Origin of the sequence: Sporolactobacillus sp. STSJ-5, from assembly GCF_024385605.1 — a bacterium.
Lineage (GTDB): Bacteria > Bacillota > Bacilli > Bacillales > Sporolactobacillaceae > Sporolactobacillus.
On record NZ_JANFOJ010000014.1, the window covers coordinates 19,895 to 36,938 of the forward strand.

The 17,044-nt window shown below is 44.6% G+C and carries 15 protein-coding genes; 8 read left to right on the top strand and 7 right to left on the bottom strand.

All coding sequences use genetic code 11. From position 1 onward, the window contains the following. Positions 1 to 41: 41 nt before the first annotated feature. On the bottom strand, positions 42 to 1,217 hold the full coding sequence (locus tag NOM01_RS12675) for a pyridoxal phosphate-dependent aminotransferase (protein WP_255748856.1): 1,176 nt from the start codon (positions 1,215 to 1,217) through the stop codon (positions 42 to 44). A 580-nt stretch (positions 1,218 to 1,797) separates the two neighbouring features. On the opposite strand from NOM01_RS12675, the gene NOM01_RS12680 reads away from it, so the two are divergent. Both NOM01_RS12680 and NOM01_RS12685 read left to right on the top strand, forming a co-directional pair. Beyond that, entirely contained in the window at positions 1,798 to 3,015 is a 1,218-nt protein-coding gene (locus NOM01_RS12680) for an MFS transporter (protein ID WP_255748857.1), read from the top strand. A gap of 113 nt (positions 3,016 to 3,128) precedes the next feature. Further along, positions 3,129 to 3,566: a TlpA disulfide reductase family protein gene (locus NOM01_RS12685; RefSeq protein WP_255748858.1), complete on the top strand. Its 438-nt coding sequence runs from the start codon at positions 3,129 to 3,131 to the stop codon at positions 3,564 to 3,566. 59 nt (positions 3,567 to 3,625) lie between these two features. Here NOM01_RS12685 and NOM01_RS12690 read toward each other — a convergent pair whose 3' ends face one another. Then, positions 3,626 to 4,075, bottom strand: a complete 450-nt coding sequence (locus NOM01_RS12690; RefSeq protein ID WP_255748859.1) for a VanZ family protein — start codon at positions 4,073 to 4,075, stop codon at positions 3,626 to 3,628. Between the two features lie 348 nt (positions 4,076 to 4,423). Here NOM01_RS12690 and NOM01_RS12695 point away from each other — a divergent pair, with 348 nt between their 5' ends. Next, positions 4,424 to 6,349, top strand: a complete 1,926-nt coding sequence (locus NOM01_RS12695; protein WP_255748860.1) for a heavy metal translocating P-type ATPase — start codon at positions 4,424 to 4,426, stop codon at positions 6,347 to 6,349. Between the two features lie 62 nt (positions 6,350 to 6,411). Here NOM01_RS12695 and NOM01_RS12700 read toward each other — a convergent pair whose 3' ends face one another. From NOM01_RS12700 to NOM01_RS12710, 3 genes are all read right to left on the bottom strand, one after another. Further along, positions 6,412 to 7,263 carry a YihY/virulence factor BrkB family protein gene (locus NOM01_RS12700; protein ID WP_255748861.1) on the bottom strand — a complete coding sequence of 284 codons (852 nt, stop codon included), beginning with the start codon at positions 7,261 to 7,263 and terminating at the stop codon, positions 6,412 to 6,414. Between the two features lie 41 nt (positions 7,264 to 7,304). Then, complete coding sequence (locus NOM01_RS12705; RefSeq protein ID WP_255748862.1) at positions 7,305 to 7,850, bottom strand: hypothetical protein; 546 nt, start codon at positions 7,848 to 7,850, stop codon at positions 7,305 to 7,307. 116 nt (positions 7,851 to 7,966) lie between these two features. Next, a complete protein-coding gene (locus tag NOM01_RS12710) occupies positions 7,967 to 8,431 on the bottom strand; it encodes a low molecular weight protein-tyrosine-phosphatase (protein ID WP_255748863.1) in 465 nt (154 codons plus the stop codon). A gap of 120 nt (positions 8,432 to 8,551) precedes the next feature. Between NOM01_RS12710 and NOM01_RS12715 the strand changes: the two genes are divergently transcribed. From NOM01_RS12715 to NOM01_RS12735, 5 genes are all read left to right on the top strand, one after another. After that, positions 8,552 to 10,339: a M3 family oligoendopeptidase gene (locus NOM01_RS12715; protein WP_255748864.1), complete on the top strand. Its 1,788-nt coding sequence runs from the start codon at positions 8,552 to 8,554 to the stop codon at positions 10,337 to 10,339. A gap of 224 nt (positions 10,340 to 10,563) precedes the next feature. Continuing rightward, the gene (locus NOM01_RS12720; protein ID WP_255748865.1) at positions 10,564 to 11,241 is read left to right on the top strand and encodes a VIT1/CCC1 transporter family protein; all 678 of its coding nucleotides are present in this window, start codon (positions 10,564 to 10,566) and stop codon (positions 11,239 to 11,241) included. A 123-nt stretch (positions 11,242 to 11,364) separates the two neighbouring features. After that, positions 11,365 to 13,104, top strand: coding sequence for an adenine deaminase (gene ade / locus NOM01_RS12725; RefSeq protein WP_255748866.1), 1,740 nt, complete (start codon positions 11,365 to 11,367; stop codon positions 13,102 to 13,104). A 35-nt stretch (positions 13,105 to 13,139) separates the two neighbouring features. Then, positions 13,140 to 14,516 carry an RsmB/NOP family class I SAM-dependent RNA methyltransferase gene (locus NOM01_RS12730; RefSeq protein WP_255748920.1) on the top strand — a complete coding sequence of 459 codons (1,377 nt, stop codon included), beginning with the start codon at positions 13,140 to 13,142 and terminating at the stop codon, positions 14,514 to 14,516. Between the two features lie 24 nt (positions 14,517 to 14,540). Continuing rightward, on the top strand, positions 14,541 to 15,413 hold the full coding sequence (locus NOM01_RS12735) for a S66 family peptidase (protein WP_255748867.1): 873 nt from the start codon (positions 14,541 to 14,543) through the stop codon (positions 15,411 to 15,413). A 233-nt stretch (positions 15,414 to 15,646) separates the two neighbouring features. On the opposite strand, the gene NOM01_RS12740 is transcribed toward NOM01_RS12735, so the two are convergent. Beyond that, a complete protein-coding gene (locus NOM01_RS12740) occupies positions 15,647 to 15,940 on the bottom strand; it encodes a DUF5316 domain-containing protein (RefSeq protein WP_255748868.1) in 294 nt (97 codons plus the stop codon). A 460-nt stretch (positions 15,941 to 16,400) separates the two neighbouring features. Continuing rightward, positions 16,401 to 16,931: an isochorismatase family protein gene (locus tag NOM01_RS12745; protein WP_255748869.1), complete on the bottom strand. Its 531-nt coding sequence runs from the start codon at positions 16,929 to 16,931 to the stop codon at positions 16,401 to 16,403. Between the last annotated feature and the right edge of the window lie 113 nt (positions 16,932 to 17,044).

Consider the following 17,044-nt stretch of genomic DNA (forward strand, 5'->3'; position numbering starts at 1 on the left):
ATGGAAGTGCCGCAACTGGTTTTCATCATTAGATATAGCTGTTAATCAAACAAGTGAAGCTTGCCGATGCGTTCTACTGCTTCGGTCAGCCGTTCCGGTTCGCTCAGAAGGCCGATGCGGACGTACTTTTCTCCGCCCGAACCGAATCCGACTCCCGGTGCCAGCACAACATGTGCTTTTTCCAAAACATACGCAAAGAACGATTCGGAAGTATAGCCCTGAGGTACCGGAAGCCAGCCGAAAAAAGATCCTTTGGAAGGTGTTGCATTCCAGCCGATTTTGCTTGCTGCGTCAAAAAAAGCATTGCGTCGTGTTTCATAGCGCTGCACAAGTGCACGGACACAATCTTGCGGGCCGAGCAATGCTTTCGCACTTGCTTCCTGTATCCCGCCAAATAAGCTGACAAAATAGTGATCCTGAAATAATTCGATCGCTTCAATAACACTCTTGTTTCCGAGCGCGAAGCCGACTCGCCAGCCAGCCATATTATAGGTTTTTGACAAGGTATACGTTTCGATACCGACCTCTTTAGCGCCTGGCGTCTGAAGGAAGCTGCGCGGTTTTTCACCATCGAAACCAAGCGCCCCATAGGCAAAATCATGCAAGACACAAATATTATGTTCTTCCGCAACCTTCACCGTTTCCTCAAAGAAATCAGCAGGAGCAGTCGCCGATGTCGGGTTATTTGGATAATTTAAGAACATCAATTTCGCCTTATCAAGAAGTCCCTCCGGCATTGCTGCATAATCGGGGAGAAAAGCGTTCTCTTCAAGAAGAGGCATCGTTTCCATCTTTAGATTTGCAAGCGCAAAACCGGACAAATAATCTGGATAGCCGGGATCCGGCATAAGCACCGTATCGCCGCTGTTCAGTATGCATTCACCGATCTCAACCAGACCGGTCTTTGATCCGAACAAAACAGCGACTTCAGTCTTCGGATCAAGGTCGACATCATATTCGCGTTTGTAAAAAGTTGCAATCGCTTCTTTCAGAAAATCATAGCCTCTGAACGGCGAGTACTTATGGTAGAGCGGGTTGGCTGCCGCTTCCTGCAGCGCCTTGACAATATGCGGCGGAGTCGGCTGATCCGGATTTCCCTGACCTAAATTAATGACATCGTACCCCTTGGCTATTTCCGCATTTGTTTTGACAACGAGATCAGCAAAAAACTGTTTCGGCAAACGATTAAGCGCGTCTGATTTTGCAAAGTTAACCATCAATTCCACTTCCAACTCTATAAGTTAGTTTTTCATTTATTATGACAGTATCTATATTTTCGTGGATAAGCGCTCATTTGTAAAGGAATCTAAGCTTGAAGTCTGAATTTTTATTAGAAAAACCGGCCACAGCCCGATACGCACTTCGGCAGGATGCGGTGAGACTACTAAAATAAGCGGAGATATTCCCGTTATATGTATCATGGCACTTGTTTCGCGGGCACATAAGGGTAATTTTTCCGGTTATGCAAAGCAAAACCCTCCATTTTCACGTTTTTCGATTCGATAAGCGGAATTTCTCCGTCTATTCAAGCTATTTTTTCATTCATTTTCTAATTAAGCGGAAATTTTCCGTCTATTTATCAGATTAGGCGCTTACCTGATTACCCAACCAAATCTTATGATGTTGATCGTCGGACCAGCGAGGCAAAATCTTAAACTTTACTTGTTAGAAGAACCGGGCAAAAAGCGCCCGGTCCTTACTTCCGCAAATTGTTAAGGACGAAATAAATAAAAACAGGTATACTAGTTTCTGCTGGGCATTAAAGCTTAAATTTACAGCACAGAAAGGACATCTCCGATGAACAGCGCGGCATATCAACGTTTCCAATTTTTATTGTTAATCGGCTCAGTCTTCATTTGCGGCGCCGCAGAGGGGATGCTTCTTCCACTCGTTGCTGTGCTCTTAGAAAAAAACGGTGTCTCCGCTCTTTTAAACGGGCTGGGATCTACCTCACTTTACATAGGTATGCTTATCTCTGTTCCTCTTCTGGAGAAACCGATGCGAAAGCTCGGCTACAAGCTCTTTCTCATCATCGGACTTGCCCTGATTACAGTACCTCTGTTTCTTTTTCCAATTTCGATGAATCTATGGTTTTGGTTTGCACTCAGGCTGTGTGTTGGTTTTGGCGACAGCATTCTGCATCTTGCCGCACAAACATGGATTACGATTGACAGTCCGATGAACAAGCGTGGACGAAACATTGCCTTCTACGGATTGTCCTTTGGGTTAGGCATAGCAGCGGGACCACTGCTTGTCCGATTGATTGCATTCGGTACGAATGTTCCGTTCATTACCAGCGGCTTCTTTTGCCTTGCAGTCCTCCTGCTTTTATTTCTTCTTAAAAATGAATATCCCGAGTTGAGCACTTCCGGTGGTTCAACTCTGCGACAAGTCTTTGCACGCTATAAAAAAGTCATTGCCGCAACTTGGTCCGGTTTAGCAGTAACACTTGCCTTCGGTTATCTGGAAACTTCACTGAACAATAGCTTCCCAATTTTTGCAGTGCGGCAAGGCTATAATCTTGACCAAATTTCAATTCTGCTTCCATCTTTTGTTACCGGTGCTCTGCTGACGCAGGTACCGCTTGGTATGCTTGGAGACCGATTCGGCCGTAGGCGGCTTCTTCCGCTCATTTGCTTATTCGGAGCCATGTTCATCGCATGCACTGGCCTGCTCTCCGCTTATTTCTACGGCATCTATTTCACACTACTCGGTGCCGGCATGCTGATCGGATCACTTTATTCAATGAGTATGGGCTACGTCAGCGATTTGCTCGACAGAGAGCAAATACCGCTCGGCAACATCTTGATGACCGTATGTTACAGTGCCGGATGTATGGTCGGTCCGGTAGCCGGAAGCTCGCTGATCAGTTGGATACCGAAAGGCGGGTTATTTTACGGAATAGCGGTTTTTATTTTCCTTGCCTCAATGAGCTGCTTTATTCATCAATTCATTATTGCACGAAAATCTTCTCTCAATTATTCAGCACCGAAGCAAAGAGTCTCAAATCATTGAGGCTCTTTTTTCATTTCATCGAAGCACTAGAACCACCCGCCGCAACAAAGCATAACATAACAGTGCAACAAGACCTTCAAGTGCGTTGAAGGCCCTTATAGGGGGAATTGCTCGTGAAGAAAAAATTATTTATGCCCGATCTAAGCGTTGCGACCCATTGGATGAATCAAAAAGTCACGCGCGAGCGTCTTCTTGGCACGCCAACGTTAATCCATTTCTGGTCGATAAGCTGCTCAAAATGCAAGGACGCAATGCCGGTCGTACAATCCATTCGTGAAAAATACAAAGAGGAACTCAATGTCGTCGCCATCCATATGCCGTTGTCTGAGGCTGATCTGGACGTAAACGAAGTTGCGCGAGTTGCTGCAATGCACTCAATTACGGAGCCCGTCCTCATCGACAATACTCATCGACTGGCTGATGCGTTCGGAAATCGTTTTGTCCCCGCCTATTATCTATTTAATGCCGGCGGCGAACTGATCGAATACCATATGGGAGAGCGCGGCGCGATGCGCATTCACAAAGCAGCAGATCGTCTTCTCTTTCATTAACTAGTTCAAACTTCACACCTTATTAAAAATAAGATCGGTTTGCGAAGGCCTTTGAATATTCACCTAGTATAAAAGATGATCAACTTATGTTTGCAGAATCGAATGATAACATAGCAGCCCCAACCCATCATCGCACCGATCGTATTTAATAAAACATCATCAATATCAAAAATGCGTTCAGCAAAAAAATATTGACATAACTCAATAAGCAAACTGATACAACATCCGACAAGCAGCTGCCGGATAACAAAATGCCGTTTAGGCTGAATGAGTATTGGTAATAAAAAGCCAAGTGGGAAAAACAGCAGCACATTCCCGCCAATGTTCTTTAATATAAGCAGTAAACTGCCACTGCGCAGCATAAGCCGTATGCTGCTGAAAAGGATAAGATTGCTTGACTTTCCGTATGTATAGTAATTATGCGTTAGAAGGGTTGCGAAAATGAGAATAGCAAGATAACCAATAAAGAGCACGGCGGCCATATGTTTTTTGTTCAATCTTTTGAGCATAACCGCTCTCCTCCTTTGTAGATAACTATGTGCTTTTTTCAAAAAAGATGTATGCTTGGCCTTTTTTTACTTATAAAGCATTGACCATCGAATGGACATATGTGAAAAAGTGTATTACTATAAAACTAACATAAATTAAAATAATTATAATTTATCTGATCAATGCTGTCGCTTATTATAGCGGCAGCATTGAGTGCTCTTAGGGGTTTCGATGATGATTATTATTCTCAATTAAAGAATTTATTTCTAATCACTAATTTTCTAATAATAATATATATTAAATTATATTTATTATCTTTTATAACTTTTTACTGATCAATAATTTATTAAACGAAGGGTCGGATTTTTATGATACCAGAGGCAAAGCTCGTCAAATTCCCAAGTAATCCTAATCCCAATCAACCGATCAGTGCTCTATGGAAACAGCACGGTGAACTAATCGCCGCCCTTACCGGGGGAGCACTGACGCTCATTGCCTATCTTCTCGGGCTCGCTCATATTCCATACTCATGGCTTCTCTACCCAGCTGCCTACCTGATCGGCGGTTATTTTAAAACAAAGCAAGGACTATCAGATACGTTTCGAACACGCGAGCTGAATGTTGAACTTTTAATGATTACAGCTGCAATCGGCGCAGCCTGCATCAACCATTGGCTCGAAGGGGCTGTGTTAATCTTTATTTTTGCACTCAGCGGCGCTTTGGAGACTTATTCAACAGCCAAAAGTACCAATGCTCTTTCTGCACTCATGGATCTGCAGCCTGAAGTCGCTCGTCTCGTCACAAATGGCTGCGAAACGATGATCTCAGTAAAGCAAATCACCCCCGGCGACATCATTCTTATTAAGCCGGGAGAACGAATTCCTGCTGACGCTGTCATTACCGATGGAGAAACGACGGTTAATGAAGCGACGATGACCGGCGAATCCGTACCGGTTTTCAAGAAATCCGGTGCTGATTTGATGGCGGGCACAATGAATTTGGACGGCAGTGTCTTCGCACGTGTCACGAAGCGAAGCAATGACTCTTTGTTTAGTAAGATCTTGGACCTTGTCCAATCAGCTCAAAAAGAGAAAGCTCCGACTCAGCTATTTATTGAACGTTTTGAACGCACGTATGTCAAAGTCGTCCTTATTGCCACCGCACTGATGCTCTTCGCGCCGCATGTTCTATTAGGCTGGTCGTGGAGTGAAACCATTTACCGAGCTATGGTTTTGCTTGTTGTCGCCTCGCCTTGTGCTCTGGTTGCTTCAACAACACCTGCCGTTCTATCAGCCGTTGCATCGGGTGCCCGTCACGGCATACTGATCAAAGGCGGCGTTCATTTGGAACAGTTGGCTATGATTAAAATCATCGCTTTCGATAAAACCGGAACGATTACAAACGGAACTCCTGAAGTCACGCAGTTTATTAATAACAGCACACTAAGTGATGCCACACTTCTCAGTTACATGGCCGCAATCGAAAATCAATCGTCGCATCCGCTTGGGAAAGCGATCGTCACGTATGCCTACGAGGTTTGCGGAACTGCCGCTTTGCCAAAGATAGGCAAAATTAAAGTCAAGCCAGGATTTGGTATCATCGGCTCTGTTGGTGACACGCAATACATGATCGGTAAAGAAGCGATGATGCAGCCCGAAGCATTAAATGAGTTTCTGCAGATTAGCGATTTTGCCCGTCCAAACCGTGATGAAACCTTGGTGTACATCGCTTCTGAGGAAAAAATAATCGGCCGCTTCGCCTTAAGGGACCAAATCAGAGATTCAGCAGCAGACGCAATCCGCTCACTTAATAAGTACGGAATTAAAACCGTCATGATTACCGGTGACAATGAGCAGACCGCTGCCGCGGTACAGAGAGATTCCGGGGTCAGCAGCTACATTGCTAATTGCCTTCCTGAGAACAAAGCAATGGAAATCAAGCGATTAAATCAGAAATACGGCCATGTTGCCATGTGCGGCGATGGGATTAACGATACTCCTGCACTTGCTCAAGCTTCAGTCGGGATTGCGATGGGAGCGGGAAATGATGCAGCCCTTGAAACTGCCGATATTGTTCTGATGAAAAACGACCTGACAAAAATAGCAGAAGCGGTGCGACTGTCAAAAAGAATGAGTCGGATTGTTAAGATGAATATTATTTTTGCCATGGCTATGATTGCATTTCTCATCGCCACCAACTTTTTGCAGTTTCTGACCATGCCTTTTGGTGTCGTCGGGCATGAAGGGAGCACAATTCTGGTTATTCTTAACGGTCTCAGACTCTTGCGCGGATAATTTGCAGATCGAAGCTCTCTTGGGCAGACACAGAATGTCATTACCATGCAGCAGAACAAGTGCTAATCAAAAAGGTCGTTCTTTTCTGTCTTCGTTAGTTCATGAATAATTGCATTAATTTGACCGCCGACAATAATCGTAATTGCGGTTAAATAAAACCAAAGCATGAGAACAATAATTCCTCCAAGGGTACCGTACGTGGAGGCATAATTGCCGAAATAGCGAACATAGAAGGAAAAGCCATAAGAAACAACTTGCCAGCTGACTCCGGCAATCACCGCGCCGATCATCACTTCGTCCATTTTCAGCTTCATATTCGGTCCGAGCCGGTACAAAAAAGCAAAAATAATGATAATCACGCAGAACGTGACCAGTGTGCTGATGACCGACCACATATCGGCAAACGTGTGGGAAAGACCGATATGGTTAAATAAAGTTCTCGCGACCCCAGCAGAAATGACGTTGACTGCTAGGGTCATCGCTATGGCAAAAATCATCGCTACGGTAAAGCACATGGCAAGCAGCCGGATGAGAAAAAAAGAACGTGTTTCTTCAACTTGATAAGCGCGATTCAACGTACGCATGAGCGCGTTAATTGCGCTCGAGGCAGGCCAAAGAGTGGCAATGACACCGACTGAGAGCAATCCGCCGCGTTTCGTAAATACACTGTCTAAGTTTTGATGGATCAGCGAAAGCACCTCTTTGGGCAGATAAGCGCCAAAAAGAGAAAACAGCTGGTCCTGATCAAGACCTAAATACGGAATGATTGCAAATAAAAAAATAAACAGCGGAAAAAGCGACAACAAGAAATAATATGCCAATGTTGCCGCTAAATCCGCCGTATGATCATCAATAAAACGTCTACCCAGAAGTTTGGCGAAGAGAAGAATATCTCTGAGCTTCACTTTTCCCACTTTTCCCCATCCCCGGTCTCTCTGTCCTCAACGGAATTCTGTTATGAATGCCGATTTGGACGCGTATTCCTTCCGGTCTTGTCCTTCTGACCATACTGATGAATCGATTTGCTCTGATTGTTGGGCATTGTACCCGGATTTGGTACTGGTGCTTCATTTTCCAATCTCTGCAGCGCATCTGCTTCATTATCAATCAGTACAGGTTCTTGGTAATTGGCCATGTTTTTTCCGGATTGCTTGATTTTACCAGCCATCTCGGCAAGCTCACTTCCAATCTCCATCACGTACTGGTAGGTGTCGCTCGTACTCGTTCTTGCCTTTTCCACACGGTCGATCATTTGCTGGAAGTCGTCGGAAACTTCTCGTGCCAGGCCTTTAAGGCGTGTGCCTGTAACCTGCATATATTTGCCGACTTGATCCGGATGCTGATAAATAGTCCGAATCAAATTGCCTCCGCCGGTCGCCGCATTCGATAGATGGTGACCCCAGACCGATCGTGTCTCGCGGCTCATCATTGACAAACCGCAGCCGACCAAGCCGCCGATCAGCATGAATTTGCCCATTTGGCTTTTGCCATAAACACTCATCAGATTCTGCCCCCTCAAAGTAGGTAATCCTTAAAAGGATCACGTGAATAGTCTGCACACACCTGTTCATTAATATGAGGGGCATTGCTTATTGCCTGCTGCTAAATAGTGGGGCTTTATCTGATTTGCCGGGCAAGCTCTTTAATTAACTGATCCGTTCCCCGATCAATCAGATCGTATACTTCATCAAAGCGGCCGGTATAATAAGGATCTGGAACATCCGCTTGAGGCTGATCATGAAGCAGGGTCATAAATCGGCTCACTTTAGATCTGTTTCGAGAATCAGCCATTTGAATCAGATCCTGCTCATTATTTCGATCCATGGCGATAATTCGGTCAAATCGTTGAAAATCTGCTTGATTTATTTGCCTTGCCTTGATTTGATCAAAGGGAATGGCCGCTGCCTCCAATTGTTTTTGTGTTCCGCGGTGCGGCGGATCACCAATATGCCAGTTGCCGGTTCCCGCAGAATCAACGCTAATTTTTTCGGACAATCCTGCTTTGTTAACCTTCATTCGTAATATGGCTTCAGCCATTGGTGAACGGCAAATATTGCCAAGACAAACAAAGAGCACACGCATTGGTCTTTTCTCCTTAATGAATTCCTATTTATAATCATATCAATAAAGTCAGGAAACAACAAAATTTGAGTGCACATCATTATGCTACAATTGGTTGCAGTATGAGAAAGAGGGGAAAAAATGAACACATTGAATCAAAAGTGGGAGCTTGACACCATTTTTAAAGGCGGTGCATCATCTGCTCCATTCCGCACTTTTTTAGATGATCTTCAACAAGCCATTTCTTCATTTAAAAATGAATTGGAGGCAAGAAAAGAACCCTATACGGTTCAAGATGCCGAAGCATTCACTGCAATGATCAAAAAATACGAGACATTGTGTAAACAATTTAATGAAGGTTCTGCTTATGTAGAATGTTTAACTGCTCAAAACATTAAAGATGCCAAGGCTGCCCAAGCAAATAATCGGATGCAAAGCCTCGGGGCTGAATTAGATGCCTCTAGCAGCATTCTGGAAAATTTGCTGCGCCAAATTTCAGACAGTAATTTTAACGGACTTATTGAAAATGGAGTCCTAAAAGAAATGCAATTTGCACTCCGGGAAAAACGTGAACTTTCTCGGAAGAAGCTAGGATCAGATCAAGAGCAGCTGATTAGCGGCCTTGCCGTTGACGGCTATCACGCATGGGAAGATCTCTATTACAGTCTGGTTGGAAAAATGGAAATCAAGCTCATCCGCAATGGGAAAGAAGAAACCTTGTCCGTCAGCCAGGCAAACAATCTGCTGGATGATCCGGATCGAACGGTAAGACAAGCGGCATTCAATGCATTGGAGTCGGCATGGTCTGAACATGCCGATCTTTTCGCTGCCGCCTTAAACCATATCGCAGGATTCCGGATTGCCGCTTATAAAGCGCGCGGCTGGGAATCCTTTCTTGATGAACCGCTCGACTACAATCGAATGCAGGCACAGACGCTGTCAACGATGTGGTCGGTCATTGATCGCTATAAGCCGAAGCTTGCACAATTTATGCAGCGCAAAGCCGAATTGCTTAACCTTGAGAAGCTGTCATGGTTTGATGTCGACGCTCCGCTCAATAAAAATAGTGAAAAATTGACCTATGAGGATGTAGCGGATTTTATCATCAAGCATTTTGGCTCATTTAATCCGAACATGGCATCGTTCGCAAAAAAAGCCTTGGAAAATCGCTGGATTGAAGCAGAAAATCGAGCAAATAAGCGTCCTGGCGGTTTCTGCACCAATTTTCCAATTGCAGGGCAGTCGCGCATCTTCATGACATTCAGCGGAACCGCCTCAAACCGATCGACGCTCGCACACGAATTAGGGCATGCCTACCATCAATCCTTAATGAATGAACTGCCCTATTTGTCACAGGACTACGCAATGAACGTTGCCGAAACAGCCTCCACCTTTTCCGAAATGATCGTCAGCGACGCTGCACAAGCTGCTGCCAAAACAAAAGAAGAAAAAATTACATTCTTATCCGACAAATTAGAGCGCTGCGTCGCGCTGCTCATGAATATCCATGCACGTTTTCTGTTTGAAACACGATTTTATGATGAACGTAAAAAAGGAACAGTCTCAGTGGAACGCTTGAATCAGCTGATGAGTGATGCAGAGCGTGAAGCCTATCATGATACATTGGACGTTTACCATCCGACTTTTTGGGCGTCCAAGCTTCACTTCTATATCACCAACTGGCCGTTTTACAATTTCCCATATACCTTTGGCTTCCTATTCAGTACAGGAATCTATGTTCAAGCACTCCGGGAAGGTCCGTCATTCGCAGGAAAATATGATGCTCTTTTGCGTGATACCGGCAGAATGACGACGGAACAGCTTGCCGAGCGCTACCTTGGGGTTGATTTAACGGAACCGGACTTCTGGTCATCAGCACTGGACTACCTCATGCGCGATGTTGATGAATTTTTGGAACTGACAAAATAATCGCCACCCACCCTCAAGCAGCTGATAAAAGGTTAATCATAGACAGAATAGCCTTTTGAATGTAAAATAAAAGCAACGACAAATAATAATCATTTTAATTTTCAAGCATGCTGTCATCCCCTTTCGGATGGCAGCATGTTCCGTTTTCAGGGTTATGAAGATGATTACTATTCTCAATTGCAATCAATTTTTTCATTTTACTTCATGAGGTGAGGGCTATAATGATGAATCATACAGCAAAAGGAATGAATCAGAAATTGAATGTGCTTCGTGCCGGTGTTCTCGGTGCGAATGACGGTATTGTATCGACCGCCGGCATCGTCATCGGTGTCGCAGGCGCGACGACGGATACCATGACACTAATGATCTCCGGACTAGCAGGCATGGTTGCCGGCGCGCTGTCCATGGGCGGAGGTGAGTATGTTTCGGTAAGCACGCAAAAGGATACGGAAAAAGCAGTGGTCGAGGCCGAAAAAATCAAGATCAGGGACAACTATGACGGTGAAGTCGATGAACTCGCTCAAATCTATATAAAAAATGGATTGTCTGTCGATTTATCGAAGAAAGTAGCTGTTGAACTAATGACCAAGGATGCGATCGGTGCCCACGCCGCTGCCGAACTTGGCGTAAATCCGAATGAATATGTCAATCCGTGGCAGGCTGCTTTTTCATCGATGATTTCGTTCTCCATCGGTGCATTTCTTCCCTTATTGTCTATTTTGCTCTTACCTGAATCCGTGCGTGTTCTCTTTACGTTTATCACGGTGCTTCTTGCACTTGGCTTGACCGGCTTTGTCAGCGCACAATTAGGCGGTGCTCCGAAGCGTCCGGCCGTCATTCGAAACATCTTAGTCGGAGCAATGACAATGGCCATCACCTATACTGTCGGCAATCTTTTGTGAAACGCATTACCCCATGTGGCCGGTATCAATGTGTGAACCTGGAATCCGCTTCGCCGATTCTAAGTATTTCAGTTATAATGTTCTATATATATCGGGACGGAACATATAGAGAGGGGATCATGAATGTTGCAATTAAATAAAGATCAGTTAATTCATCAGATCCGTACGGCCTCAAAGAAGGAACCTGCGGATTTAGTCATAAAAAATGGAAAAGTGATTGATGTATTCAGCGGCGAACTATTAGAAACAGATGTTGCGATTACAGACGGAATGATTATCGGGCTTGGCGACTACGAAGGGAAAGAAATAATCGATGCCCAGGGAAGGTTTATCAGCCCCGCTCTTATTGATGCTCATGTACACATTGAGTCATCACTACTGACACCGGGCGCTTTTTCCGATGTTCTTGCCGCACATGGCGTCACAGCCGCGATCACTGATCCGCATGAAATTGCCAACGTACTCGGTGCAAACGGCATCCGGTTCATGCTGGAACGTGCGCAAGAAAGCAGCATTGATCTCTACTTCATGCTGCCCTCTTCAGTACCGGCAACCTCATTTGAACACAACGGTGCAACACTCGAAGCTGATGATCTGGAACCGCTTTTTCAGTATGACAATGTGCTTGGCCTTGCCGAAGTCATGGATTTTCCTGCGGTCTTGAATGCCGATGAGAGAATGGTTGCTAAACTTGCCATGACGCAGAAACACAGCTGGCGCATAGACGGTCACGCTGCAGGTCTGAATGCACAGGACATCAATGTGTATAAAGCAGCCGGTATTCGTACCGATCATGAATGCATCAACGTTGATGAGGCAAAGGATCGGCTCTCGCGCGGACTTTACGTTATGATTCGCCAAGGCACAGTCGCTAAAGACCTGCCGCAGCTGGTTCCGCTTGTCAATGAAACCAACAGCCGCCGCTTCCTCTTCTGTACGGATGACAAATATCCTGACGACCTGATACAAGAAGGCAGTGTCGATTATAATGTGCGTCTGGCGATTGAACATGGCTTGGACCCGATCACCTGTATCAAGATGGCCTCGTTAAACGCTGCCGAATGCTATGGATTCCGTGAAAAAGGCGCTGTTGCCCCAGGTTATGAGGCTAATTTTCTGCTTCTTGACGACTTAAAACAGTTTTCCATTCAGCAGGTCTACGCCCATGGGAAGCTTGTCGCTGAGCAAGGGCATGCTGTTCAAGAACATACAAATTCTTCCATAAAGGCAGAGAAGCATCCGCTCACATGGCCGGAGCTTTCACCAAGTAATTTTGCCATTCCACTCGGATCTGCACAAAAAGCGCACGTCATTGAGATTATTCCGAACAGCCTTGTGACTCGCGATCTGGTTGAAAAGGTATCGGTCAAAAACGGCTGCTTCGCATGTTCACCGGACAGCGATCATTTAAAATTGGCCGTTATCGAACGGCACAATGGCCTAGGTACCATTGGTTTGGCGATTGTTAAAGGATTTGAGATGAAATCCGGTGCCATGGCAACAACGATCGCACATGATTCACATAACTTAGTCGTCACCGGATGCAGCGACGCGGACATGATTGTTGCAGCGGAACGATTGAGAGAAATAGACGGAGGTATGGTTGTCGTCAATGACGGCAAAGTGCTTGCCGAACTCGCCCTGCCGATCGCGGGATTAATGACTGATACGCCGGCAGCAAAGGTAGCTCAGACTTTAAAAAACTTAAGACAAGCAGCAACCTCACTTGGCGTTTCCGAATCGTTCAACCCTTTTCTGACCCTTTCATTTCTCAGTCTGCCTGTTATTCCGGATTTGAAGCTTACAGATACGGGATTGTTTGATGTGCGCTCGTTTCAGCATATTCCCGTATCTGCAGAATAACGGAGAGACGTTTCTAACAAGGAGGATTTTTCTTGATTGATTTACCGGAAAATTTTACAAACAAAATGAGCGAGCTATTGGGAACGAATGAAGCGCACGCCTTTTTTGAAACCTATAATCATCATCGAGCGTTCGGCTTGCGCGCCAACCCATTAAAAATCAGTTCGAATGTACTAGCAAAAAGCACACCATTCCTGCTCGAGCAGATTCCGTTTTGCCCGAATGGTTTTTATTATAAAGAATCGGACGCACCCGGAAAGCACCCCTTTCATCAAGCCGGTGTTTACTACATTCAGGAACCAAGTGCAATGTTTGTTGCACAGACACTCAATCCCCAACCCGGAGAACGTGTGCTCGATCTATGTGCCGCTCCCGGCGGAAAATCAACGCAGCTGGCTGGCATAATGAACAATACGGGTCTATTGATCTCGAATGAACCCTATCCGAAGAGAGCAAGAATACTTTCTGAGAATATTGAACGAATGGGCGTTGCCAACGCCATAATTACGAATGAAATGCCTGAGCGTTTGGCTCATTATTTCCCGGGCTATTTTGACAAAATTCTCGTTGATGCTCCGTGCTCCGGTGAAGGAATGTTTCGAAAAGATCCGGAAGCCATGCAGTATTGGAGTCCGCAGCATGTCGCAGAATGTGCGAGTCTACAAGCACAGATTCTGGAACAAGCCTATGTCATGCTGCGTACTGATGGCATTCTCGTTTATTCAACCTGCACCTTTTCACCAGAAGAGGATGAACAAATGATTGATGCCTTTCTTGAAAAGCATCCTGATCTTGAACTTTTACCGATTGATAAAACAGCTGGTGTAGCTGACGGCCGTCCGGAATGGTCGGATACCAAAAGATCTGAACTATCCAGAACGGCCAGGTTGTGGCCGCATAAGCTGCGCGGTGAAGGTCATTTTGCCGCTAAGCTATGCAAGCGTGGGGATGCTTCAACGTGCAAACAGTCGACAGCCTCATCTGTCAAAGAGAATTTGTTAAAGGACTACCGAGTATTCGAGAACAGCACGTTGACCAAGAAATTAACCGGACTTTTTCATTTTATCGGCAACCAGCTCTTTTTACTTCCTGATGGCTGTCCAAACATTGACAAGTTGAAAATTGTTCGAGCTGGCCTGCATTTAGGCGAGCAGAAGAAGAATCGTTTTGAGCCCAATCACGCGCTTGCGCTCGCACTGTCTGTAGAATCATTTAACAACCAAATGCCGTTAACTTATTCGGGTAAAGAGTGGGATCAATATCTTCGCGGTGAAACATTGCCCTTAAATGACAGCCGCAAGGGCTGGACTGTTGTAACGATTGACGGATTTCCACTGGGCTGGGGAAAAGCAGCTGCAGGAACCTTGAAAAATTTCTACCCGAAAGGCTTGCGCCGAAGAGGATTGAAATAATAACTGTGTAAGGGGTTGAACGATTTGTCTGTATTAAAAAGCGGAGATACGGTTGGTTTGATTTCGTGTTCGGATGGAATCTGCCGTGATGATCATTCAGTCTTAAACAAAATAGAACAACAATTGAATCAACTGGGTCTAAAAGTCAAGATTGCTGAAACTATTTATCGCGGTGCACATTCACCCTTCAGCGGATCTCCTCAGCTTCGTGCTTCTGAACTTCTTCGCCTATTTCGCGATTCAGAAATCAAAGCTGTATTTGACGTGTCGGGAGGCGACAGTGCCAATCAGATTTTGCCCTTTCTTGATTTCGATACCATTCGCGAAACAGCTGTTCCGTTTGTAGGTATCAGCGATTTATCCGTGATCAATAATGCGATTTATGCCAGAACGGGATTGCCAGCCTATCATTATCGCATTAAAAACCTTGCCGGCGGATTTGCCGAAACGCAGCGCACCATCTTTGAACACGCCTTTATGGGTAATGCATCAGTTCCGACCTTTAACGTGCGATGGTTACGCGGCAATCAGATGTCAGGCATTGTTATTGGCGGCAACATTCGTTGTTTTCTAAAGCTTGCAGGTACGAACTTTCTTCCTGATCCTGCCGGCAAAATCATTTTTCTGGAAGCGCTCGGAGGCGGCTCTGCACGTATGGCTTCACTTCTTGCTCAGCTCGATCAATTATCATTCTTTAACGAGTGCTCGGGTGTATTACTTGGCACATTTTCTGCCATGCAGGCAAAATCATCTGAGCCTTCAATTGAACAGCTCGTGCTTGAAATCACTGAACGCTGTCACTTGCCGTTAGCAAAGACCGAGCAGCTCGGTCATGGTGAAGATGCCCACTCCCTGCCGATCGGTCTGCCCATGAGGTTTGTTGAAACTAGACAGTGAGATGGTGAAATTTCCAACTCACTTGTTATATAAGGATACTCAATTAAGAAGAGCCTGCAGCTCAAAAAGATAATAACGGAGAGGGGTTGGAAAACTTTGACTGAGGCAAAATCAAAACAGTACTTCTCCGTATTGTGCGGAGCAAGTTGATCAATTCTATGTATTCATTAGGTTTGTAAAAGAAGGAAGTTATCGCAGTGCGACGCATGGTATTAATTTATTAAATCAAATTGTTAAGGAAATATAAAAAATAATAAAATGCATACTACAAGCTGTGGTATACCGAATGAAAAGAAAAGCCAACCTGTCTTCAAGCGATTGTTCGAATCCTCTTTACTTTCACTTGCAACATTTGCTCGATTGCGATCTCCGCTAATGAGCGCACCTACAAACATGCCGGCTAGGATGAGACAAACAACTGCGATGCTAAATGCCACCGTTAAAATAGTATCGTGGTAAGGTGTAACAATGCCGAGCAGCAGTAACAAAAGGCCGACAGCAATTCCCGACAACAAAATTTTCATCATGATTCGCCTCCTAATGAACTAAGTATAGCAAGAATGGACGAAAAGAAAGTATTAATTTTCTGTATATATAAATTAACAATCTCTTCATAATCAGATAATTCTGACTCGTAAATGAAACTGTAATCCTAAGCGTTCAAAAGGGCCAATAAGGATCGCTGCCTATAACCTTACTTCTTACTGCATTGATTCGCCACAAAAAACAGTCACATGTCCGATCAGCATCCCAAGGATGACGATCAGATTAAGTGACTGCCAAGAAAAACAAAAAGAGCCGCTTGTTCCTTAACTCAGGCACAAAGCGTTTTCTTACTCAGGTCTACATGACCTGTACCTGTCATAATAAAACAAATTGATAAAAAATGGAAGAATATCTATCTATTTGTCAATTTTTTGTTAATTCTATTTTTTTATAACGGCTTACTGAACGAAATTCTAACGCACTAATAATGAATAACTGCCTTTAACTGTGCTCTGCATTCATCCCAGCCAAAAACTCCTGAAGTTCATTCACAGTGACCTCACCAGAATTGTACAGAACCGTACAGATGAAATCGGGAATATCAAGATCATTCATTTCATAAGTTTTCCCTGTATTAACGCTGGCACATGCATCCTCAATCACACGCACCTTGAACCCATGCTCAAAAGCTGCAGCAGAATTGAAGAAAATACAATATTCCGCATTAAATCCACACAATACCACTTCATCAACACCTGCTATTCGCAGTTTCTCTTTTAAACCCGTACGGTAAAAAGCACTGGGTAGATTTTTATCAATAATCTCTGTAGCATAAGGAGCAAGTTTGCGGCAGATGGCACTGCCGGGCGAACCATCTTGTATTAAACTGTGCGTATTTTCATCTTTATGACGAATGAAGAAAATCGGTTCATGGCTATGTTTAAATCTATGTACCAAGTAGTCAATGCGATTGATGACTTTCTCGAAATCGCCTGAATCAACAAATCCTTGCTGAACATCAATAACAAGCAATGCGCGCATGCTCTCGCCCCCGTCTTTTCTTATACCGTTTCGTGCGGAACCTTGCCTTTCTCAGTTTCATTTTTTCATAGATTGCATTAAAATAGAAAATGGAAACGTTTTAT